General features: G+C 63.8%; 25 protein-coding genes. 12 read left to right on the plus strand and 13 right to left on the minus strand.

Features of this window, described 5'->3' with window-relative positions; translation table 11 throughout:
* Positions 1 to 148: 148 nt before the first annotated feature.
* Both nusA and rimP read right to left on the minus strand, forming a co-directional pair.
* Positions 149 to 1,750 (minus strand): transcription termination factor NusA, encoded by a 1,602-nt coding sequence (gene nusA / locus RQI43_RS09940; RefSeq protein WP_056431281.1) that lies wholly within the window; start codon positions 1,748 to 1,750, stop codon positions 149 to 151.
* An 86-nt stretch (positions 1,751 to 1,836) separates the two neighbouring features.
* Positions 1,837 to 2,610, minus strand: coding sequence for a ribosome maturation factor RimP (gene rimP / locus RQI43_RS09945; RefSeq protein WP_311275050.1), 774 nt, complete (start codon positions 2,608 to 2,610; stop codon positions 1,837 to 1,839).
* 237 nt (positions 2,611 to 2,847) lie between these two features.
* On the opposite strand from rimP, the gene RQI43_RS09950 reads away from it, so the two are divergent.
* Positions 2,848 to 3,495, plus strand: a complete 648-nt coding sequence (locus RQI43_RS09950) for a CatB-related O-acetyltransferase (protein WP_311275051.1) — start codon at positions 2,848 to 2,850, stop codon at positions 3,493 to 3,495.
* Between the two features lie 36 nt (positions 3,496 to 3,531).
* On the opposite strand, the gene RQI43_RS09955 is transcribed toward RQI43_RS09950, so the two are convergent.
* From RQI43_RS09955 to RQI43_RS09970, 4 genes are all read right to left on the minus strand, one after another.
* On the minus strand, positions 3,532 to 4,287 hold the full coding sequence (locus RQI43_RS09955) for a hypothetical protein (RefSeq protein WP_311275052.1): 756 nt from the start codon (positions 4,285 to 4,287) through the stop codon (positions 3,532 to 3,534).
* Positions 4,236 to 4,559: a hypothetical protein gene (locus RQI43_RS09960; RefSeq protein ID WP_311275053.1), complete on the minus strand. Its 324-nt coding sequence runs from the start codon at positions 4,557 to 4,559 to the stop codon at positions 4,236 to 4,238. Before RQI43_RS09960 ends, RQI43_RS09955 begins: the two co-directional genes overlap by 52 nt.
* Before the next feature lie 42 nt (positions 4,560 to 4,601).
* Positions 4,602 to 5,339 (minus strand): hypothetical protein, encoded by a 738-nt coding sequence (locus tag RQI43_RS09965; RefSeq protein WP_311275054.1) that lies wholly within the window; start codon positions 5,337 to 5,339, stop codon positions 4,602 to 4,604.
* A gap of 178 nt (positions 5,340 to 5,517) precedes the next feature.
* On the minus strand, positions 5,518 to 6,549 hold the full coding sequence (locus RQI43_RS09970; RefSeq protein ID WP_018044930.1) for an aspartate-semialdehyde dehydrogenase: 1,032 nt from the start codon (positions 6,547 to 6,549) through the stop codon (positions 5,518 to 5,520).
* A gap of 472 nt (positions 6,550 to 7,021) precedes the next feature.
* Between RQI43_RS09970 and RQI43_RS09975 the strand changes: the two genes are divergently transcribed.
* Together RQI43_RS09975 and RQI43_RS09980 are read left to right on the plus strand one after the other, a co-directional pair.
* Positions 7,022 to 7,915, plus strand: coding sequence for a hypothetical protein (locus tag RQI43_RS09975; RefSeq protein ID WP_311275055.1), 894 nt, complete (start codon positions 7,022 to 7,024; stop codon positions 7,913 to 7,915).
* 101 nt (positions 7,916 to 8,016) lie between these two features.
* On the plus strand, positions 8,017 to 8,421 hold the full coding sequence (locus RQI43_RS09980) for a hypothetical protein (protein WP_207411581.1): 405 nt from the start codon (positions 8,017 to 8,019) through the stop codon (positions 8,419 to 8,421).
* Between the two features lie 89 nt (positions 8,422 to 8,510).
* On the opposite strand, the gene leuB is transcribed toward RQI43_RS09980, so the two are convergent.
* From leuB to RQI43_RS09995, 3 genes are all read right to left on the minus strand, one after another.
* Positions 8,511 to 9,620 carry a 3-isopropylmalate dehydrogenase gene (gene leuB / locus RQI43_RS09985; protein ID WP_311275056.1) on the minus strand — a complete coding sequence of 370 codons (1,110 nt, stop codon included), beginning with the start codon at positions 9,618 to 9,620 and terminating at the stop codon, positions 8,511 to 8,513.
* A gap of 97 nt (positions 9,621 to 9,717) precedes the next feature.
* Complete coding sequence (locus tag RQI43_RS09990) at positions 9,718 to 11,202, minus strand: SulP family inorganic anion transporter (RefSeq protein ID WP_311275057.1); 1,485 nt, start codon at positions 11,200 to 11,202, stop codon at positions 9,718 to 9,720.
* 229 nt (positions 11,203 to 11,431) lie between these two features.
* Entirely contained in the window at positions 11,432 to 12,391 is a 960-nt protein-coding gene (locus RQI43_RS09995) for a polyprenyl synthetase family protein (RefSeq protein WP_056431596.1), read from the minus strand.
* A gap of 13 nt (positions 12,392 to 12,404) precedes the next feature.
* Here RQI43_RS09995 and mtgA point away from each other — a divergent pair, with 13 nt between their 5' ends.
* Positions 12,405 to 13,202, plus strand: a complete 798-nt coding sequence (gene mtgA, locus RQI43_RS10000) for a monofunctional biosynthetic peptidoglycan transglycosylase (protein ID WP_082469949.1) — start codon at positions 12,405 to 12,407, stop codon at positions 13,200 to 13,202.
* Positions 13,203 to 13,331: 129 nt separating this feature from the next.
* On the plus strand, positions 13,332 to 13,901 hold the full coding sequence (locus tag RQI43_RS10005; RefSeq protein WP_056431255.1) for a hypothetical protein: 570 nt from the start codon (positions 13,332 to 13,334) through the stop codon (positions 13,899 to 13,901).
* A gap of 49 nt (positions 13,902 to 13,950) precedes the next feature.
* Here the strand turns inward: RQI43_RS10005 and RQI43_RS10010 are convergent, their stop codons facing one another.
* A complete protein-coding gene (locus RQI43_RS10010) occupies positions 13,951 to 15,192 on the minus strand; it encodes an argininosuccinate synthase (protein ID WP_207411586.1) in 1,242 nt (413 codons plus the stop codon).
* Between the two features lie 205 nt (positions 15,193 to 15,397).
* On the opposite strand from RQI43_RS10010, the gene RQI43_RS10015 reads away from it, so the two are divergent.
* The gene (locus RQI43_RS10015) at positions 15,398 to 16,024 is read left to right on the plus strand and encodes a 2-hydroxychromene-2-carboxylate isomerase (RefSeq protein WP_056431249.1); all 627 of its coding nucleotides are present in this window, start codon (positions 15,398 to 15,400) and stop codon (positions 16,022 to 16,024) included.
* 73 nt (positions 16,025 to 16,097) lie between these two features.
* Here RQI43_RS10015 and RQI43_RS10020 read toward each other — a convergent pair whose 3' ends face one another.
* Positions 16,098 to 17,576, minus strand: coding sequence for a PAS domain-containing methyl-accepting chemotaxis protein (locus RQI43_RS10020; protein ID WP_311275058.1), 1,479 nt, complete (start codon positions 17,574 to 17,576; stop codon positions 16,098 to 16,100).
* Positions 17,577 to 18,071: 495 nt separating this feature from the next.
* On the opposite strand from RQI43_RS10020, the gene RQI43_RS10025 reads away from it, so the two are divergent.
* From RQI43_RS10025 to atpC, 6 genes are all read left to right on the plus strand, one after another.
* Positions 18,072 to 18,767, plus strand: a complete 696-nt coding sequence (locus RQI43_RS10025; RefSeq protein ID WP_311275059.1) for a DsbA family protein — start codon at positions 18,072 to 18,074, stop codon at positions 18,765 to 18,767.
* Between the two features lie 273 nt (positions 18,768 to 19,040).
* Entirely contained in the window at positions 19,041 to 19,610 is a 570-nt protein-coding gene (locus RQI43_RS10030; protein ID WP_056431239.1) for a F0F1 ATP synthase subunit delta, read from the plus strand.
* 72 nt (positions 19,611 to 19,682) lie between these two features.
* Positions 19,683 to 21,212, plus strand: coding sequence for a F0F1 ATP synthase subunit alpha (gene atpA, locus RQI43_RS10035; RefSeq protein WP_056452095.1), 1,530 nt, complete (start codon positions 19,683 to 19,685; stop codon positions 21,210 to 21,212).
* A gap of 161 nt (positions 21,213 to 21,373) precedes the next feature.
* A complete protein-coding gene (locus RQI43_RS10040; RefSeq protein WP_018044915.1) occupies positions 21,374 to 22,249 on the plus strand; it encodes a F0F1 ATP synthase subunit gamma in 876 nt (291 codons plus the stop codon).
* 46 nt (positions 22,250 to 22,295) lie between these two features.
* Positions 22,296 to 23,756: a F0F1 ATP synthase subunit beta gene (gene atpD / locus RQI43_RS10045; RefSeq protein ID WP_018044914.1), complete on the plus strand. Its 1,461-nt coding sequence runs from the start codon at positions 22,296 to 22,298 to the stop codon at positions 23,754 to 23,756.
* A 123-nt stretch (positions 23,757 to 23,879) separates the two neighbouring features.
* Entirely contained in the window at positions 23,880 to 24,281 is a 402-nt protein-coding gene (atpC, locus tag RQI43_RS10050) for an ATP synthase F1 subunit epsilon (protein ID WP_056431232.1), read from the plus strand.
* Between the two features lie 15 nt (positions 24,282 to 24,296).
* Here atpC and RQI43_RS10055 read toward each other — a convergent pair whose 3' ends face one another.
* Together RQI43_RS10055 and RQI43_RS10060 are read right to left on the minus strand one after the other, a co-directional pair.
* Positions 24,297 to 25,565 (minus strand): CCA tRNA nucleotidyltransferase, encoded by a 1,269-nt coding sequence (locus tag RQI43_RS10055; RefSeq protein WP_311275060.1) that lies wholly within the window; start codon positions 25,563 to 25,565, stop codon positions 24,297 to 24,299.
* Entirely contained in the window at positions 25,562 to 25,819 is a 258-nt protein-coding gene (locus RQI43_RS10060; RefSeq protein WP_056431227.1) for a DUF6111 family protein, read from the minus strand. Before RQI43_RS10060 ends, RQI43_RS10055 begins: the two co-directional genes overlap by 4 nt.
* Between the last annotated feature and the right edge of the window lie 18 nt (positions 25,820 to 25,837).

Consider the following 25,837-nt stretch of genomic DNA (forward strand, 5'->3'; position numbering starts at 1 on the left):
CGGACCTGCCAAGTCACGTTATGGCAGGGTAGCGATTCGAGGCCCGAGCATTGACCCGGTCGTTCTGCGCTTGGACGTTGTCGTCACCTTCTCCCTCGATTTCGTCTCCGACGATCGTTGAGGGAGAAGGCGGTGAAGTCGCCTGGGATCAGACTGCCTCGGGTTCCCCGTCGGTCTGTTCGCCCTCGTCAGCCTCAACGGGTGCTTCGATCCAACCAGCCTTGACGCGAGCCGCCATGATCATGGCCTCAGCCTCGGCACGGGAGATTTCGAACCCGTCGAGATAGCCCGCATGTTTGGTGGCCTCGGGGCCGCGACCTTCGGTGTAGCCGACAAGGTCATCCGTGGCGCAGCCGGCGAGATCCTCTATCGACTTCACGTCGTTCTCGCCGAAGGCCACGAGCATGGGCGTGGTCACGCCATCGATCTCGCGTAAGTCGTCAGCGACGCCGAGTTCCTGGCGCTTGGCATCGAATTCGGATTCGACGCGGGCGAGGTGATCCTGGGCGCGAGCCTGGATCTCCGTGCCGCTTTCCTCGTCGAGGCCCTGAATGTTGGCGAGCTCGCCCGGCTCGACATAGGCGATTTCCTCGACGTTCCGGAAACCCTCCGCCGCGAGGAGCTGACCTACCGTCTCGTCGACGTCGAGGGCCGCCATGAAGACAGCAGTGCGCTCGGCGAATTCCTTCTGGCGCCGCTCGGATTCCTCGGCCTCGGTGAGGATGTCGATGTCCCACCCGGTGAGCTGTGAGGCGAGGCGCACATTCTGGCCGCGACGGCCGATCGCCAGCGAGAGCTGGTCGTCGGGCACCACCACCTCGATGCGGTCGGCCTCCTCGTCGAGGACCACCTTGACCACTTCAGCGGGCTGGAGCGCATTGACGATGAAGGTCGCCTGGTCTTCCGACCACGGGATGATGTCGACCTTCTCGCCCTGCAATTCGCCCACAACCGCCTGGACGCGGGAGCCGCGCATGCCGACACAGGCACCGACGGGGTCGATGGAGCCGTCCCGCGAGATGACGGCGATCTTGGCGCGCGAGCCCGGATCGCGGGCGACCGCCTTCACTTCGACGATGCCGTCATAGATTTCGGGCACTTCCTGGCCGAACAGCTTGGCCATGAATTGCGGGTGGGAGCGCGACAGAAAGATCTGCGGTCCACGCACTTCGCGGCGCACGTCGAACAGGTAGGAGCGGATACGGTCGCCGGGGCGGAAGGTCTCGCGCGGGATCATCTCGTCACGGCGCACGATGCCCTCGCCGCGTCCCAGATCGACGATGACGTTGCCGTACTCGACCCGCTTGACCAGGCCGTTGACGATCTCGCCGATGCGGTCCTTGTACTCGTCGAACTGACGGTCGCGCTCGGCGTCACGCACCTTCTGAACGATGACCTGCTTGGCTGATTGAGCGGCGACGCGGCCGAAATCGAAGGGCGGCAGCGTGTCGGAGATCACGTCCCCCACGAGCGCGCCCGGATTGTAGCGCCGAGCCTGATCCAGTGTGACCTCGCGGGCGTCGTTCTCGACCTCGTCCACCACCACGAGATGGCGGGACAGGCGGAGCGCGCCGGTCTTGGGGTCGATCTCTGCATGGACATCCGTCTCCGCGCCGTAACGGGAGCGAGCGGCCTTGGCGATGGCCTCCTCCATGGCGTCGATGACGATGGAGCGGTCGATCACCTTCTCGCGGGCGACCGCTTCGGCAATCTGCAGGAGTTCGAGTCTGTTGGCGCTGACGACAGCCATCGGATTTCGTCCTTCTTTTCGTCGTATGTTCTTCTCGGAACCCTCAGCGCACCATTGGGCGCCCGCCGGAGTTCCGAACGAATGCTCTAATGAAGCTTGCCGTCGTCCTTGACCCGTACCGCCTTGGTGCGGACTGGCTTGGCCTTGTTGGCCCGACTTGCCTCGGTCTCGATCTTTTCCGGCTTGGGCTTGGCCGACGCCTTGGGCTTCAGCGGCCGCTCGACCTTTTTCTTGAGAGGGACGGGAGGCGCGACTTCAGCCTCGTCACCCTCCTCGCTCTCGTCTTCGTCCTCATCGTCCAGCATCGGCGGCGGCCCGCCGCCACGTCGGAGCGATTCACGCACGAGATCGTCGGTGAGGACGAGGTAGGCGTCGCCGAGATCGCGGAGGGGAAGGTCGATGCGGCTCGGCAGGCCCTCCTTCACGTCGGGCAGATCGATCGGCACCGTGAGGCCATCCGGGTTGGGGGCTCGGATGATCCCGCGAAACCGCTTCCGGCCGTCGAGGGGTATCGCCAGCTCGATCTTGGCTTCGTAGCCGGCCCAACGCTCGAAATCGACGGCCCGTACCAGCGGCCGGTCGATGCCGGGGGAGGAGATCTCCAGATAATAGGCCTTGCCCACCGGGTCATCGAGATCGAGGAGGGGAGAGATCGCCCGGCTCACGGTCTCGCAATCGTCCACCGTCATGGTGCCGTCGGGCCGCTCGGCCATGATCTGCACGGTGCAGCCATTGGCGCTCGACACCCGCACCCGGACCACGCGATAGCCGAGGCCCTCGATCGATGCCTCGATGACCTGCACGACCCGTGCGGCGACGCCGGTCTCAGTGATCAGACGTTTTTCGGAAGTGTCCGCCATGCTGCGCTGTATGTCCGGCCTTGCGTGAAGCGATCCGGTGCGAGAGGCATTGCGGCAATAAAAAAGAGCGGACCCGGTGGGGCCCACTCCCGAACCGCAGCCTCAAGACTGCAACCAGAACTGATGCTCTATAGCTAATCCGATCGTCGCCTCGTTTCAAGCTATTTCACGTGGCGTTCCTCGGTAGAGCGCGCCCCTCCCGCTTCTTCCCCAAACCCTTTTCAGGAAGCTCCGACTATGACTGCCGATTCGTCATTCGGACCCGATCCAGACTGCCTCCACCCCGTCCCGGGACACAGCCGCATCACCTTCATTCGCAATCTTGAACTGCCGCCGAATGTCGAGGTCGGCGCCTACACCTATTACGACGACCCTGCCGGCCCGGAGGCCTTCCTCGACAACATCCTTTACCACTTCGCCTTCCTGGGCGACCGCTTGCGAATCGGTCGCTTCTGCGCGTTTGCGGCGGGCACGCGCTTCCTCATGAACGGGGGCAACCACCGCCTCGACGCGCCCTCCACCTACCCGTTCGTTATCTTCGGCAGCGCCTGGGCCGGACGCTTCCCCGAAGAGATGGCCTTTCCCAACCGGGGCGACACGGTGATCGGCAACGATGTCTGGCTCGGTTACGACAGCACGATCCTACCGGGAATCCGCATCGGCGACGGAGCCGTGGTCGCCGCCAAATCCGTGGTCACCCGCGACGTACCTCCCTACGCCATCGTCGCCGGCAACCCGGCCACGCTCGTGCGGATGCGCGTACCGCCCGATATCGCCGCGCGGCTCCAGGCCGTGGCGTGGTGGGACTGGGATGCCGAGCGGATCACCCGGTGCCTGCCGGCGATCAGTGGTGGGGATGTGGCGACGTTGGAGGCATCGGTCTAATGCCGGCTTGCCTGTCGCCCTAGTCTTCTCGCCCACTTACGGGGCGGCCGATGCATCCTCCTCCAGGGGAAACAGGCTCGGTCTCCAAAATGGTTCGAGGGGACTTCCGACGATGGTCTCGGCTTCCCAGCGATGCAACAGGGTGGCGAGAGCGTCCCGATCGTCGGCCATGAGCGGCTCGCCGATGAGGCAGGTCCGGTCGTTGATCAACTGCCAGTGCGCATCCTCCATCACGGCCCCGTTGCGGTAATGCTTACCTATCTTGGACCAGATCGTCCGAGCCTCATCGAGTTCGCCGAGCGCAATGCAGGCGACGAGATGCCAGTCCAGACCGAGACGTCCGACCGTGGCGGGACGGGTGCGGGCGAAGTCGAGACACTTTCGCGTCGTGTCCAGGGGGCGAAGGATCGCCAGGGCATCCGCTTCGACGCGGGTGAGGAAATCGTCGTAGATCGTCGGGTCGGACCAGAACCAGCCCTGGCCACCCTCGAAGCCTTCAGAACGGGCAATCCTTTCGCTGCATCGCCCGAGTGAGGACGATGAACGAACTCCGGGCATGAAGAACTCGACGAGGTACCAGCTTGCAACGCAATAGGCCGGATTGCTCGTCCGATCGAGGTGGATCAATCGTCCTATAGATTCGATGGGGAGAAGCCAGAAGGAGTTTCTACCAGCAGCGGCAAGATCAATATTTTTGTCGAGCAAATTATTGGCAAGGCCTTTAATTTGTTTAATGGTCGTCATTTTATCGGCCTCACTTGAATGATAATTATACCATTTGATTGCGGCCAAAATTTCTTGGCGTATCTGGCTAGAAACAACGCTCTTTTTGAGCTTAGCCCCGCCGATCCAGTTTTATAATCATAGACGCAGACTGTTTGATTTGGTGAGAGTTCGAAAAGATCGAGGCGTGCTGAACCCTTTTCTCCATAATCTGCTTCATCGCCGGTACTGCTTATCGAAAATTCGACGCGCACATCGGGATAAGCCCTTGCAATGAATGTGTGTGCGATATCGACATGGATCATGGTGCCGAGTTGCTGTCTCGTCAGAAGGGGATTCAAGGCTGTCAGCCGTTTCGTCGCCTCGTCCGTTACGGCTTGCACTTAGGCGTTGCGTGGACAAGCTTGGTCGAGTGTCGTCTGATCGACCGGACCAACCCAAATGAGGGGAAGTTTTTTCTCCGGATCTGGGTCGAAGTCGTAGCGCAGTGCCGTTCTGCCCGGTGCCTTGCCGAATCCCGGCCTCCGAGCTTCCAGATAGGTGAAGAGAAGCGCCGCCGCTTCAAGAGTGACCTTGACGGCCGGAGCGACGACGAAAGCCGGCAGAAAGACCTGTTGTATTGTGGGCTGGGATTGCGATTCGGATAACGCGAACGCGCCACGCGAGAGAACCTCTCCCGATGCCCCGTCGCGGATGGTCTGAACGTCGCCCGAATTCTCGAAAATCCTGCTTTCGCCATCCGGTGTGACGACGGCGTGCTGGTCGTCCCACTCTCCGCGTCCCGAGCGAATACGCAGCGATAGAATCCGAGCCCCGTTATTGGTGACGGTTTCCTCTCGCGTGGACCTGCCTGACGTGCTTCCGTTATCGATGGAGGATCGGAGTGTCTGACCGGTTGATGGACGATCGGTCAGGCGACTGCCTCCGACGCCTCCGTCGGAGACCCACCGCCCACCATCGCTTTGGCCGGCGGGCGCGCGGGGCTGGGCTTGATCGTACTTCCGGTCCAGGCTCTGTTGGAGTCGGATCAGTTTTGTCTCCGTCGCCAGTATGGCGAGTTGGCGACGGAGGGTTTCGGCTTCATGCCCGCGTTTGGAAGTGCCCCACATCGCGATCACCAATGTTCGTGTTCTGTTCTAATCCTGGCTATCCTAAAATAGGAACATTTTCAATTGAAATGCATCTCCTCCTGCTTCGTTAGGGGGATTGGCCATAAAAAAACGCCGCCCCGTGAACGGGACGGCGTCAATGACAATGGCCGGTCGATGGGTTTCGGCCCGAGGACTGGAAGTGGAGTGATCAGGCCGCCGCCCGCTCCTTCAGCAGCTTCCGGTTGATCAGCATCTCGGCGATCTGCACCGTGTTCAGGGCCGCGCCCTTGCGCAGGTTATCGGCGACGCACCAGAACGAGAGGCCGTTATCGACCGTCGAATCCGCGCGGATGCGCGAGACATAGGTCGCGTCCTCGCCGGCCGCCTCGTGCGGGGTCATGTAGCCGCCGGGCTCACGCTTATCGACGACCAGGATGCCCGGTGCCGAACGCAGGAGGGCAGTCGCCTCCTCGGGCGAGATCGGATGCTCGAATTCGACGTTCACCGCCTCGGCATGGCCGATGAACACCGGCACGCGCACGCAGGTCGCCGTCAGCTTGATCTTGGGATCGAGCATCTTCTTGGTCTCGGCGACCATCTTCCACTCTTCCTTGGTGGATCCGTCGTCGAGGAACACGTCGATTTGCGGGATGACGTTGAAGGCGATGCGCTTTGGGAACTTCTCCATGGTCATCTGGCCAGCGGTGAAGACCGAACGGGTCTGTTGGAACAGCTCGTCCATGGCTTCCTTGCCGGCGCCGGAGACCGACTGATAGGTCGCCACCACCACGCGGGTGATCTTGGCTACGTCGTGCAGGGGCTTCAAGGCGACGACGAGCTGCGCCGTGGAGCAGTTCGGGTTGGCGATGATGTTCATCTTCGAGAAGCCGGTGATGGCTTCCGGATTCACTTCCGGAACGATCAGCGGCACGTCGGGATGGTAGCGAAAGGCCGACGAATTATCGATGACGACGCAGCCGGTCTGGCCGATGCGCGGCGACCATTCCTTCGACGTCTCGCCGCCAGCGGACATCAGGCAAATATCGGTGTCGGAGAAATCGTAGGTGTCGAGCGCCTTCACCTTCAGGATCTTGTCACCGAAAGAGACTTCCTGCCCGGCGCTGCGGCGCGAGGCGATAGCCACGACCTCATCGGCGGGGAACGCCCGCTCCGACAGGATGTCGAGCATCTCACGGCCAACATTGCCCGTGGCACCGACGACGGCGACCTTGTAACCCATCTCTCCAACTCCGCTTCGTGATGCCCTGGTTCCCCGCCAGGGCCGGGCTCATCGCCTCGGCACCGCCGGCAGGGTCGTTGGCAAGTCTCCGTGTACCGGTCCCATGAGAATCCGCAGGGTTTCCCGGTCACGACCTGATTAACCGGCCGACTGCGAAAACGCGTCGTCCCGCGGACTTGCCGGCACGCCCCGTCCCGTTCGACCCTTCGATAGGACCACTTTGACTTCAAGCGGCGGAGCAAGACGCCTCGTCTCCGCGACTGTCAAGAGTTGCGCTGCACGCGAGACTTTCGTCGCGGCACAAACAGGACCTGCCGATAGACGCAAGGTGTACCGGGCAACGATTGATTCACCGCAAAATCGAAAACCCTCGTCCGGTCACCCGGTATGAAACCCGGCCTACGGAGCCTCGAGAGCATGGTCGCTCGCACGCGGCGAAAGCCTCCAGAAGAGTCACCGGTTTCAGGGTTTCATGCATCGCATCGCCGTACAGGACGAAACCAACCATCGGCTCCCCAAGCGCAAGGCTCGCTCATCGTTGCGGCTTGCCGTGCCTTGCGTCGCGGCGCTCGCTTGTGTCGGCGCAGCCGGGCAGTTCGTCGGTGGTGAGCCGAAACACGAAGAGATGAAGTCGGGGGCGATTGTCTCGACCGACACGAATGCCCAGCCGTTCGTCCCCACCGCCGCCGTGAATGTTCGCCAGGCTCTGCCCATTGGCGAAACGGCCCCGCGTTATCGGCTCGACGATCCTGACGCCCTCGATCAGGCGAAGATCGAGCCGGCACGGATCAACCCTGCCACGGGCCAGCGGGAGGACCGTCTTTCACAGGGTAAATTCGACGCGGCGGATGCACCCTATCTCAGCCTCACTGTCACAGAGGGCTCCACACCTCCCGTGAGCCTGTTCGTCACCATCGCCCGACGTGCCGCGGACGGGCAGGGACTCGCCGTCGTACGATCCGGCGAACGAGGGTTGATCGCCACCAAGTTCGGTCCGCTCGAGACCTTGGAAGCCACGTTGAGCGGTCCGGTGACGCGGATCTGTACCGGTTTTTCCAATGCGGGGCAGAGCGGGCTGATTCCACTGACCCCGCGCATCGATGGCTGGCTCTGCGCTCCGTTGAGCCAGCCACCGGAGCCGCGGGCCATCGTCTGCGCCCTGGACAAGATCGTTCTGAATGGCCAAGCTTCCGCAGGCCTCGAAGCGGCGTATCGCGTGTTCGAGGAACGGCGGGTGGAGGGCTGCGCGCCGCGTGTCGCGGCCGTCCCCAACCGAGAGGCCACCGGAGAAACCGGATCGATCTCGAAACGCCGCATCCGACATAATGAGGCGAAACTGCGGCGAAGCGACCAAGCGCGGCCTTAGGCCGGGAACAACAGCGCCGCTGGCACGTCTACTCACCATGAATGGCCGAGTTTCTTAAGGAAATCGGGCCTAATCTCACACAGGTTCAACGAAGGTCCGTCATGCGCACTGCCACGATTGCCCTGATGGGCGCACTCACCCTCACCGCTGTCGGCGCGAACACCGCTGTCGAGGCGCAGGGTCGTTACGCCCCCGGTATCCGCGTTAGCCAGCCGCTGCCGATCCGCATCCGTCCGCGCAGCTGGCTCGATGCCGGCAACGTCGTCGAGGCGAATAACGGTTCGATCAGCAACCCGGCGACCAACCCGCACTTCATCACGGCCAGCTACCTGAATTCGCCGCCCTACGGCCGCAACGATCGCTTTGGCGGTGCGATCTTGCCCGATCCGATCACCAACGGCCCGTTCGTGGGCGCCCGTTCCAGCGCGATCCACAACATCGACTTCTCCGGTGTCGATGCGATCGACCCCACCTCCTACGTCTCTCGCAACGGCAACCCCTACTAAGGGCAGTCGTCGGACGATGGACGGAAAAAGGCGCCGACCCGGTTGGGTCGGCGCCTTTTTCATGTCCGGACGAGACCGCGGTTCTCGCTTCAGCGCACCCGCGACTTGAGAGCCGCCACGACGGCCTCGCCCATTCCGGCGGTCCCCAGCGGCGTCACGCCCTCTCCAGCGATATCCTTCGTGCGGGCACCCGCCGCGAGTGCATCGGTGATGGCGCCGTCGAGTAGGTCCGCCGCCTCGCCGAGGCCGAACGAGTAGCGCAACGCCATGGCGAGCGAGCCGATCATGGCGATGGGGTTGGCGAGATCCTGGCCCGCGATATCGGGCGCCGAGCCATGGACCGGCTCGTACAATGCCTTGCGGCTTCCCTTCGAATCCACTGCTCCGAGCGAAGCAGAGGGCAGCATGCCGAGGGAGCCGGTGAGCATCGCCGCTACATCCGAGAGCACGTCGCCGAAGAGGTTGTCGGTCACGAGGACGTCGAACTGCTTCGGGCGGCGCACCAGCTGCATGGCGCAATTGTCGGCGAGCACATGCTCCAACTCGACATCGCTATAATGCTCGGAATGGACCTTGGTGACGACCTCCTTCCACAGGACGCCGGATTTCATCACGTTGTGCTTCTCGGCCGAGGCCACGCGGCCCGAGCGCTTGCGCGCCAGATCGAAGGCCACATGGGCGATCCGCTCGATCTCGCCCGTGGTGTAGACCTGGGTATCCACGGCGCGCTTGGTGCCGTCGGGGAGGGTGGTGATTTCCTTCGGCTCACCGAAATAGACGCCGCCGGTGAGTTCGCGCACGATCATGATGTCGAGACCCTCGACGAGCTCGCGCTTCAGCGCGGACGCATCCGCCAGCGCCGGGTAGCAGATCGCCGGCCGCAGATTCGCGAACAGGCCGAGATCCTTGCGCAGACGCAAGAGCCCCGCCTCGGGGCGGATGTCATAGGCGACGCCGGACCATTTTGGGCCGCCCACCGCGCCGAGCAGGATCGCATCCGCCGCGTCCGCCCGCGCGAGGGCCTCGTCGGTGAGGGGCACGCCGTGAGCGTCGATGGACGAGCCGCCGACGAGGTCGGTCTCGGTCTCGAACGTGGCGAGACCGGTCTCGGCGAGTGCACCGATCACGGTCTTCACCTGGGCCATCACCTCCGGGCCGATGCCGTCACCGGGGAGGAGGAGGAGCTTGTAGGCGGTCATGGGAGCACTCGCGGGCAAGGGGTGATGCGTCGCGCGGCTGTAGCGACGGGCTCGGGCGCTTGGCAAGTCTCCCGCTCGATCCCACTCTTCCCGTCGCTCAGTGACCCGGCCCCGCGAGGGCCGCCCCAGGCTTCTGATGAGTGCCGACCCGGTCGACGAGGGTGGTCGTCGCCGTGTTCATTCCGACGATCTCGACGGGTATGCCGTGGTGCCGGAATTTCAGCACCACCCTGTCGAGGGCACTGATGCTGGTGATGTCCCAGAAATGCGAGGCGGAGAGATCGATCACCACCCCGGTCAGGTCGTCCTCGCGGAAATCGAAGGCTGAATGGAACGCCTCCGCCGTGGCGAAGAAGATCTGGCCCGTCACCCGGTAGGTACGGATGCGGCTGGCCTCGTCGCGTACCGACGACATACCGAAGAACCGCGTCACCTTGTGGGCGAAGAACAACCCCGAGAGAACGACCCCGAACAGCACACCCTTGGCGAGGTCATGCGTCGTCACGACGACGGCCACCGTTCCGAGCATCACCGCGCTCGAACTCTTCGGGTGGGTCAGCAGCGTCCGCACGGAGTTCCACTGGAAGGTGTTGATCGAGACCATGATCATTACCGCGACGAGGGCCGCCATCGGGATTTGCGCCACATAGGGGCCGAGAACCACGATGAGGAACAGCAGGAACGCGCCCGCCCACAGCGTCGAGAGACGGCCCCGCCCGCCGGACGAGACGTTGATGACCGATTGCCCGATCATGGCGCAGCCGGCCATGCCGCCGAAGAGACCGGAGGTGACGTTGGCGAGGCCCTGGCCGGCGCACTCGCGGTTCTTGTTGGAGGTCGTGTCGGTCATCTCATCGAGGATGGCCGCCGTCATCATGCTCTCGAGCAGGCCGACCATCGCCAGGGTGAGGGCGTAGGGCAGAATGATCTGCAGTGTCTCCAGAGTGAACGGCACCTGGGGGAGGGCGAAGACCGGTAATTCGCTCGGCAGGGCACCCATGTCGCCCACGGTCCTGATGTCGAACCCGAACCAGACCGAGATTCCGGTGAGAGCGAGGATCGTGATCAACGGTGAGGGGACGGCCTTCGTCAGGTAGGGGAGGCCGTAGATCATCGCGAGGCCGATGGCGGTTATGGCGTAGACGACCGGCCCGCGGCCGATCAACTCCGGCATCTGCGCGAGGAAGATGAGGATCGCCAGGGCGTTGACGAAGCCTGTGACCACCGAGCGCGAGACGAAGCGCATGAGGTTGCCGAGGCGCACGGCACTGGCGACGATCTGGAGCAACCCGGTGAGAATGGTGGCCGCGAACAGGTAGCCGAGTCCATGCTCCTTCACGAGCGTGACCATGACGAGGGACATGGCGCCGGTGGCAGCCGAAATCATGGCAGGACGGCCACCGGCGAAAGCGGAAATGACGGCGATACAGAACGAAGCGTAGAGCCCGACTTTCGGGTCGACGCCCGCGATGATCGAGAAGGCGATGGCCTCCGGGATCAGCGCCAGGGCGACCACCGTGCCGGCCAGGATTTCACGCGTGACGTCGGGAGCCCACTCGCTCCGGAAGGACTGACGGTTCATGGGGAATGGCTTTCATCGTCCCCGCGCGCGAAGCGTCAGCAGGGACAGGCATCTTGATGACCGGGCGCTCAAGCGCTCTCCGGTCACGGACGGAACACGATTCGGTAGGCTTAAGCCTACGGCGGCGTCAGGCCGAGAAAATCGATGAACCGCTTGAGATGCATGAAGGCCTGATATCACGGACCTGCCGCAATGCAACATCGCGGCAGAGTTCAGTGGGGCGATCGCATCACACTTTGCGGGCGACCGTGAAGCGTGCCGCTTCGCGCAGTGTCTGGGCTTTGTCGCCCCAGGAAGAAACGGCCTCTTCGCACATGCCGACGAGGCGGTCGCATTCCGCCCGGGCGCCGTCGATGCCGAGACGATCGACGAGTGTCGCCTTTCCGGCATCCTTATCCTTGCCGGTGGCTTTGCCCATCGCTTCGGGAGAGGCTTCGCGGTCGAGGATATCGTCGGCGATCTGAAAAGCTTGGCCCAAGGCGAGGCCGTAGCGCCATAGGGAGGCACGCTGATCCGACGTCGCACCGCCCACAAGGGCACCCGCATCCACCGAGAAGGCCAGGATGGCGCCGGTCTTCATCGCCTGAAGCTGCAGCGTGTCCTCGACATCGAGGGAGACGTCGCCGAAGCGACCTTCCGCCCCGAGATCGAGGATCTGGCCGCCGACCATGCCGCCGAGGCCGGACGCCTTTGCAAGGCCGAGAACGAGGTCGGCACGGATCGACGGATCCGGCTGCCAGGTCGCATCTGCCAGAATCTCGAAGGCCAGCGTCTGCAGCGCGTCGCCGACGAGGATGGCGGTCGCCTCGTCATAGGCCTTGTGGACCGTAGGCTTGCCCCGGCGCATGTCGTCGTCGTCCATGGCCGGCATGTCGTCGTGGACGAGGGAGTAGCAATGGACGAGCTCAATGGCCGAACCGGCGGCCAGCGCCCCGGCCTCGGAGCCGCCCAGCATCCGCGCCGTCTCCACCGCCAGGAACGGGCGCAGACGCTTGCCGCCGCCGAGCACGGCATGGCGCATGGCCTCCATCAGCCGCGTGGGACGCGTGATCTCGCCCGTCTGCGTCTCGGGACCGAGGCGTTCGGCCAGAAACGCCTCGACGGCGTCGGCCACGCTCGAAAGCTTGTGGGAAAACGCTTGAGATGCGTCCGCCTTGACCGAAGCGTGGGATGCTTTTGGTGAGGTCATCGTAAGAAGGGCCTTGGTCAAGAATGGGCGCGTCGTTGTGCGGGAGGTACGGATTCAGGAACGGCGCGACGGTGCGGCAGATGACAGCGATTCGCGATCACGCCATGCGCGCGATCTCGATTCCATCCGCCAAGGACGAAGGAAGCATTGGGTGAGGCGGCTGGTCGGCCTCTTCATGCTGCTCCCCGTCATGTTGCTGGCCCTGATTCTTGTTCTGGGGCTCGTCTATAGTGCGCTGACGCCGCCCTCAACCCTGATGCTGGCGCGATGGTTGACCGGCAAACCCGTGAGCCGCGAAGCGGTCACCCTGGACGCGATCTCCCCGCTCCTGGTCCAGGCCGTGATCGCTTCGGAGGATCAGCGCTTCTGCCTACATAACGGCGTCGATTGGGGCGCCCTGCGCGACGTGGTGGATGACGACGAGGGGCCGAGCCGCGGCGCCTCGACGATCTCCATGCAGACGGTGAAGAACGTGTTCCTCTGGCCCGGGCGTTCGGTCATCCGTAAAGGAATGGAGATTCCTCTTGCCGTTATCGCCGATACCCTATGGGGCAAGCGGCGCATGATGGAGATCTATCTGAATATCGCCGAATGGGGGGACGGTGTGTACGGCGCCGAGGCGGCGGCGCAGCGCTGGTTCGGAAAGAGCGCGCGGAACCTCAACCGCAGCGAGGCGAGCCTGCTCGCCGCCGTTCTGCCGAACCCGATCCAACGCAATGCGGCCCTGCCATCTCGCGGAGTGCGTGCGGTCGCCACACGCATCCAGGGGCGGATGAATGGGGTCGGTGGATTGATGGGCTGCCTTCGCTGAATCCAGACACGTGGAGGCTTGCCGCAACACGTGTCATAGAGCCGTCCATTCTCCGGCAGGCGGCCGGGGCCGGCCCGTGATGGGGCGGATGCGAGACACGACGCACACAACACCGATAGCGGACGCGACATGGCCGACAGCACAACCTTCGACCTCACCCTCGAGCGGATCGCCCTGATCCGCCGGATGGTGGTGGCCTGGAACCCGGCTGGGCAAGGCGCGCCCATCGTGCATCCCGACGCACCCTATGGCAGCACCGACCGTGACGGCGACATCTTCAACGTCACCGGCGACGATGATGGGGCGGACGAGGAACACCGGGCGCTCGGCGACGCGCTCGCGGTCTTCATCCACAATGCCGTGTTGAAGCCGGGCCGCTACGCGTATCACAACACCCTGGCCAAGCTTTCGTCGGAGGATGTCGGCGACGTGTTTCGTGACGAAGGGACGGGAGAGACGCCCGAGCACGTCACCTTCGATGTGACGGACGAGCATCTGGCGCTGGTGAGGAAGCTGAACATCGTCTGGGACGACGGCCGCGACGTGCCTGCCTTCGACACGGCCGAGCCTTATGGAGCGGGGACCGAAATACCGGCGGTGCATCACGAGATGCAGCCGGCCCTGCAGATCTTCCTGCGCTACGGCGATCTCGGCCCCGGCCCCTTCGGTAAGGCGGGCAACCGCTGGTCCGCCGTCTAAGCGCTGCGTAAACCCCTCCCCGCGACGGGGGAGGGGTGGATCCCGAGGCCTATGCCCCGAGCTTCTTCTTGCGCTGAGCCAAGGTGCGCAGGCGCAGGGCGTTGAGCTTGATGAAGCCCGCCGCGTCGCGGTGGTCGTAGGCCACGGCGCCCTCCTCGAAGGTGACGAGGTCCTGGTCGTAGAGCGAGTTCGGGCTGGTGCGGCCGATGACGTGGATGCCGCCCTTGTAGAGCTTCAGCCGAACCTCGCCGGTGACCATCTCCTGGCTCTTGTCGATGAGGGCCTGGAGCATCTCGCGCTCCGGCGAGAACCAGAAGCCATTATAGATCAGCTCCGAATATTGCGGCATGATCTGGTCCTTGAGGTGCGCCGCGCCGCGATCCAGCGTGATCGACTCGATGGCCCTGTGGGCCGGCAGCAGGATCGTGCCGCCCGGCGTCTCGTACATGCCCCGGCTCTTCATGCCGACGAAGCGGTTCTCCACGAGATCGAGGCGGCCGATGCCGTTGTCATGGCCGAGCTGATTGAGTTTGGCCAGGAGAGTGGCAGGGGTGAGGCGCTCGCCGTCGATGGAGACCGCGTCGCCCTTCTCGAAGCCGATCGTGACGATGGTCGGAGTGTCGGGGGCCTCTTCCGGCGAAAGCGTACGGGAATAGACGTAATCCGGCACCTCATCGGCCGGGTCCTCCAGAACCTTACCCTCGGAGGAGGCGTGAAGAAGGTTCGCGTCCACGGAGAACGGGCTCTCGCCGCGCTTGTCCTTGGAGATCGGAATCTGGTGCTGCTCGGCGAAAGCGATCAGCTGTTCGCGGCTCTTGAGATCCCATTCGCGCCAGGGGGCGATGACGGTCACATCGGGCTTCAAGGCATAATACCCGAGCTCGAACCGGACCTGATCGTTGCCCTTGCCGGTGGCGCCGTGACAGACCGCATCGGCGCCGAGACGTTCGGCGATCTCGATCTGCTTCTTGGCGATGAGCGGGCGGGCGATGGAGGTGCCGAGGAGATAGACGCCCTCGTAGACCGCGTTGGCGCGGAACATCGGGAAGACGTAGTCGCGCACGAATTCCTCGCGCAGATCTTCAATGAAGATGTTTTCCGGCTTGATGCCGAGCAGCTCAGCCTTCTTGCGCGCCGGCTCAAGCTCCTCGCCCTGTCCCAGATCGGCCGTGAAGGTGATGACCTCACAGCCATAGGTGGTCTGCAGCCATTTCAGGATGATCGAGGTGTCGAGGCCACCGGAATAGGCGAGCACGACCTTGTTGACGGGCTTCGGATTCACGTCTGACATCGGGCTCGCTTCGGTTCTCGTGGAGTCGGGGCGACTTATCAGCCGACAGCCGCGTCGTGCAACCGGCATGCCGCAGGAGACGTTGCAGAGGTGTTCGCTCCCGCTTTCCACCACCGCGTCAGCGGAGCCCGTTGCTGCCCTGGCCCCGACGGCCGAAACTGCGTAATTCAACCCCGCTTGTCACCCCACGCCGGAGATTCGACGAATGCCGCGACGGCCGACCCTCGAATTCTGGTACGAGTTCTCTTCCACGTATTCCTACCTGGCGGCCATGCGGATCGACGAGATGGCGGAAGCCGCCGGCGTCGAAGTGCGCTGGCGGCCCTTCCTCCTTGGCCCGATTTTCGCCAGCCAGGGCTGGAATTCCTCGCCCTTCAATCTCTTTCCGGCCAAGGGACGGCATATGTGGCGGGATGTGGAGCGCGAGGCGGCGAGGCAAGGCCTGCCTCCGTTGAAGCGGCCCGACCCGTTCCCGCAGAACAGCTTGAGCGCGACCCGTGCAGCCACCTACGGCATGGATCACGACTGGCTCGTTCCGTTCTCGAAAGCCGTCTACGAGACCCAGTTCTCTCTGGGGCGCTCCATCGCCGAACCGCCGGCCATCGTGGGGGTCCTCAACGGGCTCGGTCTCGATGGCACCGTGATCCTCAAGGCTGCGGCCCTAGAGGGCAACAAGGGACGTCTGCGCGTCAATGGCGAAGAGGCACGCTCGCGCGGCATCTTCGGCGCCCCGACCTTCCTGACCGGCGATGGCGAGCTGTTCTGGGGTAACGATCGGCTGGAACAGGCGCTTGCCTGGGCGATAGGCGACCGGCCGGGAGCAATGCGTTAGGCGCTTCGCCCCCAGCCAAAGGAGGGCGCGGACGTCGTTGGAGCGAAGCGTCGAGGGACCGGCAGAGGGGACCCTAGGCGGCTTCCTGGGAGGCGACCCTCACCTTCTGAGTGGCCGAATCGACCTCTTCGGTGGAGCGGGCAATCTCACTGAGGCTGCTAGTGATCTGGCCCACGCCGTTGGAGGCGGTCTGCATGCTCGCCGACATCTCGCGGGTCACCGCGCTCTGCTCTTCGACCGCCGCCGAGATCGCGCTCGCGACTTCGTTCAGGGTCATGATCGTGTCCTGGATCGAGGTGATGGCACCCACCGCATCCTGAGTCGCTTGCTGGGTCGACATGATCTGAGCGCTGATCTGCTCGGTTGCCTTGGAGGTTTGGGCGGCCAAAGCCTTCACCTCGGTGGCGACCACCGCGAAGCCCCGGCCTGCTTCTCCTGCCCGTGCCGCCTCGATCGTTGCATTGAGGGCGAGCAAATTGGTCTGCGCGGCGATCCCCTGGATCAAGGCGACGACTTCACCGATCCGTGTCGCCGCGCCCGAGAGACCGGCGATGATGGTGCCGGTTTTCTCCGCCTGCTTGACCGCCTGACTGGAAATCTCCGAGGCGTGGGTCACCTGCATGCTGATCTCGGACACCGAGGCTGCGAGCTCTTCAGCGCCGGACGCCACGGTCTGAATGTCGGAGGAGACCTGGGTCGAGGCTTGGGCGGCCTGGCCGGCCTGTAGCGATGCGCCCGAAGCGGCTCCAGCGATGGCGTTGAGGTCGGTGGCGATGGAAATCTGGAGAGCAGCGCGGCGCTGGCGCTCCAGCACCTGCCGCGTCACGTCGATGGCGAATTTGACGACCTTCAGCGGGCGTCCGTCTCGGTCGAGGATCGGATTGTAGGTCCCCTGGATGAAGACCTCGCGGCCTCCCTTGGCGATCCGCCGATACTCATCGGCCTGATACTCGCCCCGGCCGAGATCGTCCCAGAAGCGCCGGTACTCGGCAGTGGTGCGCAGGTCGGGGTCCACGAACATGCTATGGTGCCGACCCTGGATCTCGGACAGGTCGTAACCCACCACATCGAGGAAGTTCCGATTGGCAGTGAGGACGGCGCCATCGAGAGCGAACTCTATCACCGCCTGCGAGCGGTCGAGGGCCTTGATCTGGCCCTCGTTGTTGATCGAGCGCATCACCCGTTCGGTGATGTCCGACGAGAACTTGACGATCTTATCGATCTTCCCGTTGCGGCCTAGGATGGGATTATAGGTGGCTTGTAGCCAAATCTCGCGCCCGCCCTTGCCGATGCGCTTGAACTCGCCTGACTGAAAGGTTCCGGCCGCCAACGCGCTCCAGAAGGCTTTGTAATCCTGGCTCTCCCGGAAAGCCGGCTCGACAAAAAGGCTGTGATGCTTGCCCTGAATCTCGGACAATTCGTAGCCGAGCGCGGCGAGAAAATTCCGGTTTGCAGTCAGTACGGCGCCATCGGTATCGAATTCGATGACCGCTTGCGAACGATCCAACGCTTCGATCTTGGAACGAAGATCGTTGTTCATAAATAGATTCATCACCCTATCGACGCGTAAGGGTTAAGGTGGATCGCCGCGCTCGACCCTGCATCGTCGGATACGCCGTCTCCTCTGTAAATTGAGTTAACGAAACTATTGTTGTCTTGCAAAAATTGGAAACGACTGATCACTTTCATGCTATCGAAGGAGGCGGGCGGCTTTTTGCATTTGAAATCAGTCAAGAATTTCGAACGTATATTTCATGTATATTCCCCAGAAATATGAAGGAAACAAAATTTTGCCTATCATTATTACCTATAGATATATTGGACGATAGATTTTCATATGAATATATTGATGTTACCATAAGATGAGGGGGCGGCTATGTGGCAAGCGAGGTTTTGGACTTACCGATAGCGCATCTGTCCGGTTGATGGGTTCCGCCAGGCTGATGGCATTCGTGGGGATGGATCGACTGGATACGATCACGAATCAGGATGTAAGAGGCGCGACGCCGAATGATCGGTGATCCCGCACCTTCGAGGCCCCGTTCGCATGTCCATCGACCGTCGAAAATTCATGGCCGGTTCCGCGAGCCTGGCTTTCCTTGTCGCGTCACTACGCGGCGGCAATGCCCAGGGCTACGGCCAGACCTTCAAGGTCGATAACGACGATGGCCGGCCAATCGCGAACACCCGGCTCCCGGGTGAAATCGTCGGGGAAATCCCTGCTCTGAAGGGCGTGACCTATGTGGGGGGCCGCGAGGCGGAGATCACGCTCTACGAGTTCTTCGACTACAATTGTCCGTATTGCCGAAAGGCGGCGATCGACATGACGTCTCTCGCCGCAAGCGATACCGCTTTGCGAATCGGGCTTATCAACAATCCGATTCTCTCGCCTCAATCGGCTCAGGCGGCGAAGGTCGCATTGGCGATCCAGCGCAAGATGGGGTCGGCCGCCGCCTGGACGCTCTATCAGAAGCTGCTCGCCAGACCCGGCCGGATCGACGGCACCGGCGCGCTTCAGGTCGCCGCCACCTTGGGCGTGCCCGCCTCGGAGCTCGAGACGATCGCCGATAGCGACGAGGTGCGTCTCGCGTTGAAGGCGCAGATGCGCATGGCGGCCGATCTCGGTCTCGTGGCGACTCCCTCCTACGTGCTCGGCAATACCGGCCTTCTCGGACATCCGGGTGCGAAGTCCCTCGCTCGGATGATCGGGGCCATGCGTCGCTGCGATCAGATCGCCTGCTGACGGCCTGAACTTTCGCCGGCGGCCTGACGCCTCACCTTCGCCATCGTTCTCGCGGATTGGACATGAGTGCACGACCGCGCGCCGCACAAGCTTATGCAGGCCCGTCTTCGTCTTGCGCCTCCCCAACACGCATGCTAGGCCCTCGCCGCGCCGGGAGGACGGGTTTCAGACCTGTATTTCGAGGCGGTTCCCATTCCTGACGGTTTCAGAGCCGACGCCGAGAACGGTGTCACGGGCCGGAACCTCGGGCCGGATTAAAAGAGAGAGTGGCGCGTGGCGCAGACCAGTTCCGAGGCGGGTTCCCCGGTTGCAGGCGTAGCAGGTCGCTATGCCTCCGCACTGTTCGAGCTGGCCCGCGACGAGCGCCAGATCGATGCGGTCGCGGCGACCCTCCAGAGCTTTGATTCCCTTCTCAAGGAGAGCCCCGATCTGGCTCGCCTCGTTCGCAGCCCGGTTTTCACCGGTGAGCAGCAGGAAGCCGCCATCGGCGCCATCCTCGACAAGGCCGGTCTCACCGGCCTCGGCGCAAACTTCATCCGGCTCGCGGCCTCCAACCGCCGTCTTTTCGCGCTGCCCGACATGATCCGCGCCTTCCGCCGTTTGGTGGCGGAATCGAAGGGGATCGTACGCGCCGAGGTGACCGTGGCCGAACGCCCGTCGGATGCCGTTCTCGAAGAGATCAAGGCGTCCCTGCGCGACGTGGCTCGCTCGGAGATCGACCTCGATCTGCGCGTCGACCCGGCCCTGATCGGCGGTCTCATCGTCAAGATCGGCAGCCGGATGGTGGATGCATCCCTGCGTACCAAGCTCAACGGTATTCGACTCGCGATGCGGGAAGCCTGAGGTAGGCGCTTCGGCGCAGGCCCGCTCCCGTTTCTCCACAGCAACTTCGTTTCGATTTAAAGAGGCCAGACGATGGACATCCGCGCTGCCGAGATCTCCGCGATCCTGAAAGAGCAGATCAAGAATTTCGGCCAGGAAGCCGAGGTAACCGAGGTGGGCCAAGTGCTCTCCGTCGGTGACGGTATCGCCCGCGCCTACGGGCTCGACAGCGTCCAGGCCGGTGAGATGGTCGAGTTCGAGTCGGGCGTGCGCGGCATGGCCCTCAACCTCGAGCAGGACAATGTCGGCATCGTGATCTTCGGGTCGGATCGCGACATCAAGGAAGGCCAGACCGTCAAGCGCACCGGCGCTATCGTGGACGTTCCGGTCGGCAAGGCGCTGCTCGGCCGCGTCGTCGACGCTCTCGGCAACCCGATCGACGGCAAGGGCCCCATCGCCACCACCGAGCGTCGCCGCGTCGACGTGAAGGCTCCCGGCATCATTCCGCGCAAGTCGGTTCACGAGCCGATGGCCACTGGCCTCAAGGCCATCGACGCCCTGATCCCCGTCGGCCGCGGCCAGCGCGAGCTGATCATCGGCGATCGCCAGACCGGCAAGACCGCCATCGCCCTCGATACGATCCTGAACCAGAAGCCGGCTCATGCCGGCACCGACGAGAACGCCAAGCTCTATTGCGTCTACGTTGCCATCGGTCAGAAGCGCTCCACCGTCGCACAGTTCGTGAAGTCGCTCGAAGACAACGGCGCGCTCGAATACTCCATCGTCATCGCCGCGACCGCTTCGGACGCTGCGCCGATGCAGTTCATCGCCCCCTTCGCCGGCTGCGCCATGGGCGAGTATTTCCGCGACAACGCCATGCACGCCGTGATCGTGTATGACGATCTCTCCAAGCAGGCCGTCGCCTACCGCCAGATGTCGCTGCTGCTGCGCCGCCCGCCGGGCCGCGAAGCTTATCCCGGCGACGTGTTCTACCTGCACTCGCGCCTGCTCGAGCGCGCCGCCAAGATGGGCGATGCCGCCGGTAACGGATCACTGACCGCGCTTCCTGTCATCGAGACCCAGGCCAACGACGTCTCGGCCTACATCCCGACCAACGTGATCTCGATCACCGACGGTCAGATCTTCCTCGAGACCGACCTGTTCTACCAGGGCATCCGTCCGGCGGTGAACGTCGGCCTCTCGGTGTCCCGCGTGGGCTCGTCGGCCCAGACGAAGGCGATGAAGAAGGTCGCCGGTAAGATCAAGGGTGAACTCGCCCAGTACCGCGAGATGGCCGCCTTCGCACAGTTCGGCTCCGATCTCGATGCGTCGACCCAGAAGCTCCTGAACCGTGGCTCGCGCCTCACCGAGCTCCTGAAGCAGCCGCAATTCTCGCCGCTGAAGATGGAAGAGCAGGTCGCGGTGATCTATGCTGGCGTGAACGGCTATCTCGATGCTCTGCCCGTGTCGAAGGTCCGTCCGTTCGAGGACGCGCTGCTCTCGACCCTGCGCACCAAGCACGCCGATCTGCTCACCAAGATCCGGGACTCGAAGGATCTGTCCGACGACAGCGCGAAGACGCTGAAGGGCGTCGTCGAGAGCGTCGCCAAGTCGCTGGCCTAAAGCCAGTCGATGATCCCCTCCCTTAGCGGGGAGGGGACTGGGGTGGAGGTGTGCCGGACCGGCCGAGACCTCTTCGACACCACCCCCACCTCCGGCTCTTCCCCACTCAAGGGGAAGAGAGATGGCGTCGAACCGCACCGAACGGATCTGGAAGTCACCCCATGGCGAGTTTGAAGGATCTGCGTAACCGCATCGCTTCGGTGAAGGGCACGCAGAAGATCACCAAAGCGATGCAGATGGTCGCCGCCGCCAAGTTGCGGCGCGCCCAGAATGCCGCTGAGAATGCCCGTCCCTATGCCGAGAAGATGTCCCAGGTGCTCGGCAACCTCGCCGCGAACCTCGTCGGCGGTGTCCAGGGACCGAAGCTCCTGTCCGGCACGGGCGCCGACAAGGTTCACCTGCTGGTCGTCTGCACGGCTGACCGCGGCCTCTGCGGCGGCTTCAACTCGTCGATCGTGCGTCTGGCCCGCGAGCACATCCGCACGCTGACGGCCGAAGGCAAGACGGTGAAGATCGTCACGGTCGGCAAGAAGGGCTACGATCTCCTGCGTCGCCAGTATCGCGACCAGATCATCGAGAGTCGTGATCTGCGCGGCAACAAGCCGGTGGATTACGAGTTTGCTGCCGAGATCGCGCAGAGCATCATCTCGCGTTTCGACGACGGCGAGTTCGACGTGGCGACGCTGTTCTACTCGCGCTTCCGCTCCGTCATCGCCCAGGTGCCGACCGCCCAGAAACTCATCCCAGCCGAGCTGCCCGCAGCCGGCGGTACCGCTCCGGATGCCGCTCTGGAGTTCGAGCCGAGCGAGGAAGCGATCCTCGACACGCTCCTGCCGCGCAACCTCACCGTCCAGGTGTTCCGCGCGCTCCTCGAAAACGCGGCCTCCGAGCAGGGCGCACGTACCGGTGCCATGGATTCCGCCACGCGCAACGCGGGCGAGATGATCAAGAAGCAGACGCAGATCTACAACCGCACGCGTCAGGCCATGATCACCAAGGAACTCATCGAAATCATCTCGGGTGCCGAAGCGCTCTAAGCGCTCCCCGTCGCCCTGACCGCAACATATTCGAAGGACCCGTAACATGGCGAACACCGCTCTCCCCGGCGCCGGCTCCAACAAGGTCGGCAAGATCACCCAGGTCATCGGCCCCGTGGTCGACGTTCACTTCGACGGCCACCTGCCGGAGATCCTCAACGCCCTCGAGACCAAGAACAACGGCAACCGCCTCGTCCTCGAAGTGGCCATGCAGCTCGGTGAGAGCACCGTGCGCTGCGTCGCCATGGACACGTCGGAAGGCCTCGTTCGTGGCCAGGAAGTCACCGACACCGGCGAGGCCATCAAGGTGCCGGTCGGCTTCAACACCCTCGGCCGCATCATGAACGTCATCGGCGAGCCGATCGACGAAGCCGGCCCGATCCAGTCGGACACCCTGCGCGCCATCCACCAGCCCGCGCCGTCCTACGCCGAGCAGTCCACCGAGTCGCAGATCCTGGTCACCGGCATCAAGGTGGTCGATCTCCTCGCCCCCTACGCCAAGGGCGGCAAGATCGGCCTGTTCGGCGGCGCCGGCGTCGGCAAAACCGTGCTGATCATGGAGCTCATCAACAACATCGCCAAGGTGCACTCGGGCTACTCGGTGTTCGCCGGCGTCGGTGAGCGCACCCGCGAGGGCAACGATCTCTACCACGAGATGATCGAGTCCAAGGTCAACATGGACCCGAAGGAGAACAACGGCTCGGCCGAAGGCTCCAAGTGCGCGCTCGTCTACGGTCAGATGAACGAGTCCCCCGGTGCCCGCTCGCGTGTCGCGCTCACCGGCCTCACCATCGCCGAGGATTTCCGCGACCAGGGCCAGGACGTGCTGTTCTTCGTGGACAACATCTTCCGCTTCACCCAGGCCGGTTCGGAAGTGTCGGCTCTTCTCGGCCGCATCCCCTCCGCCGTTGGCTACCAGCCGACGCTGGCCACGGACATGGGTGCCCTGCAGGAGCGCATCACCACCACGACCAAGGGCTCGATCACCTCGGTGCAGGCCATCTACGTGCCGGCCGACGATCTAACCGATCCGGCGCCCGCCGCCTCGTTCGCCCACTTGGACGCCACCACTGTGCTCTCGCGCTCCATCGCCGAGAAGGGCATCTACCCAGCCGTGGATCCGCTGGACTCAACGTCGCGCATGCTCAACCCCGCCGTCCTCGGTGAGGAGCATTACGACGTCGCCCGCCGCGTCCAGCAGACCCTGCAGCGCTACAAGGCCCTGCAGGACATCATCGCGATCCTGGGCATGGATGAGCTCTCGGAAGAGGACAAGCTCACCGTTGCCCGCGCCCGCAAGATCGAGCGCTTCTTCTCGCAGCCCTTCTCGGTGGCCGAGATCTTCACCGGCTCGCCCGGCATCCAGGTCCCGCTGGCCGATACGATCAAGGGCTTCAAGGGCCTCGTGAACGGCGATTACGACGACCTGCCGGAGGCGGCGTTCTACATGGTCGGCACGATCGAGGACGCCAAGGAGAAGGCGAAGAAGATCGCGGCTGCGGCCTGATCCATCGAACGCCAAGGCCTTCCGCCGAAATGGCGGACGGCCTGACCCGACAATCACGGCGCGGCCTTCTCGGGACCGCGCCGCTTTTCCAACACGACAACCCGAAGCGGGACCTCCCTCGCCATGGCCACCTTCCAGTTCGATTTCGTCGGTCCCGAGCGGACGGTCTATTCCGGCCAGATCGAGGCCGTGCAGCTTCCCGGCATCGAAGGGGAGATGACCGTTCTTCCGGGCCATGCCCCCGTCCTGACGGCGCTCAAGGTGGGCGTGATCGTGATCAACGAGGCGGGCCATGCCGGTAAGCGCGTTCTCGTGCGCGGTGGCTTCGCCGATATCGGACCGACCATGGTCACCGTGATCGCTGAGCGTGCCAACCCGTTCGAGGAGATCACGCCCGATTCGCTCGACAAGGACATCGCCGCCCTCGAATTGCAGCGCGATGCCACCGAGGATTTCGCCAAGAAGGACGAGATCACCGGCCAGATCGTCCAGCTTCAGGACGCCAAGGTCGCCCTCAACTTCTAACGTCCTTCGCTACGCTCAGTCACCCGAGCGGGCGTGAGTCACCGCATGGTCGAGGAGGAGGGCGCGCTCCTCCTCCCCGGTAAGACATCCCCGATCGAGCCAGAGAGAGCGGCTCGCGGAGAGACCCCGACCCACCGAACGGCCCGGCGGGATGCCTGCCGTGATGAGGTCGCCCCCGCTGAGGGGAAAGGTCGGCGCGGTCGACGTGCCATCGAGCAGGCCACTCAGTTCGCGGCGAGCCTCCGTGTCGATTCGGTTCACGTTCGTCTCATCCATGACGGCGATCACCAGCGCCAAGCCAGGTAGATCCTCTGTCGCCGCGAGCCGACGCATCTCGATGGCTCCGACGTGCTGCAGGCGCGCGATGGCCCGTCGTGCAGCCGCGTAGGCGCACAAACGGGCATGCTCCTCGTTCGATAATCGCAGCTTCTGTCGCAGACGGTCCGCATCGTCGTCGTTGTCGACGGCCAAGGCGGCGAGCGAGTTCACCGCCCTCTCCGTGCCGCCATGATCCAACGTCGATGCGATGGCGCGTTCCAGGCGATCGACGTGACCCTCGGTGCCGATGATGCGCGCGAGCAGCCCGGCCTTCTTCATCGTCGCGACCGCCTCGAGGGCGCCTGGCGCTTCCAGGAGTTTCAGAAATTCCGCACGGACCCGTTCCCGCGAGAGGGTATCGAGGGCCTCCGCCGCATCGCGCGCGGCCTGTAGGCCGTCCACGTCCGGCACTCCGATCCCGTAACGGGCGTGGAAGCGGAAGAAGCGCAGGATGCGCAGGGCGTCCTCGCGGATGCGGGTCGCCGCTTCACCGATGAAGCGGACACGGCCCGCCCGGAGATCCTCTTCGCCTCCGATCGTGTCGTGGAGTTCGCCATCCGCGCTCAGGGACAGGGCGTTGATGGTGAAGTCGCGACGCTCCGCGTCACGGGTGAAGTTCCGTCCGAACCTGACCACCGCGTGCCGGCCGTCGGTCTCGACATCCTCCCGCAGGGTGGTCACCTCGAAGGCCCGTCCGGCATGGAGCAGGGTGATCGTTCCATGCTCGATGCCCGTTGGGATCGCCCGGAGGGAACCAGCCGCCGCGCGCCGAATCGTCTCCTGCGGCAGAAGAGTGGTGGCGAGATCGATGTCCGATCCCACCTGGCCGAGCAGGGCATCGCGCACTGAGCCCCCGACGATCCGTGTTTCCTCCCCATCCGCCTTCAGCACGGAAAGCACGTGCGAGACGGCTGGATCCACGAGAAGGGCATTGAGCCCCTCCCGCCGGAGATCGCGACCAGTCATTGGAAATGGCCCGGAACGACCTGTCCGTTTTCGATCCTGGGTGGGACGTAGCCGCCGCGATGCTTCTCGCCCGCCAGACCGGCAATGATGAAGGACAGGATCACCAGAGCAAGCCCTCCCATGGTCAGTCGAAACACGAACCCTTCCCAATGGGCGCCGTGGCTCGGGTTGCGGCCTCTGATCGTGAGATAGAGGCCGAACAAAATGAAGGGCAACAGGAAGATCAGGACTTCTTCGACGAGGCGGCGGATCATGGAGCTTTCGCTGGGCGA

The sequence above is a fragment of the Methylobacterium sp. WCS2018Hpa-22 genome, assembly GCF_031843785.1.
Lineage (GTDB): Bacteria > Pseudomonadota > Alphaproteobacteria > Rhizobiales > Beijerinckiaceae > Methylobacterium.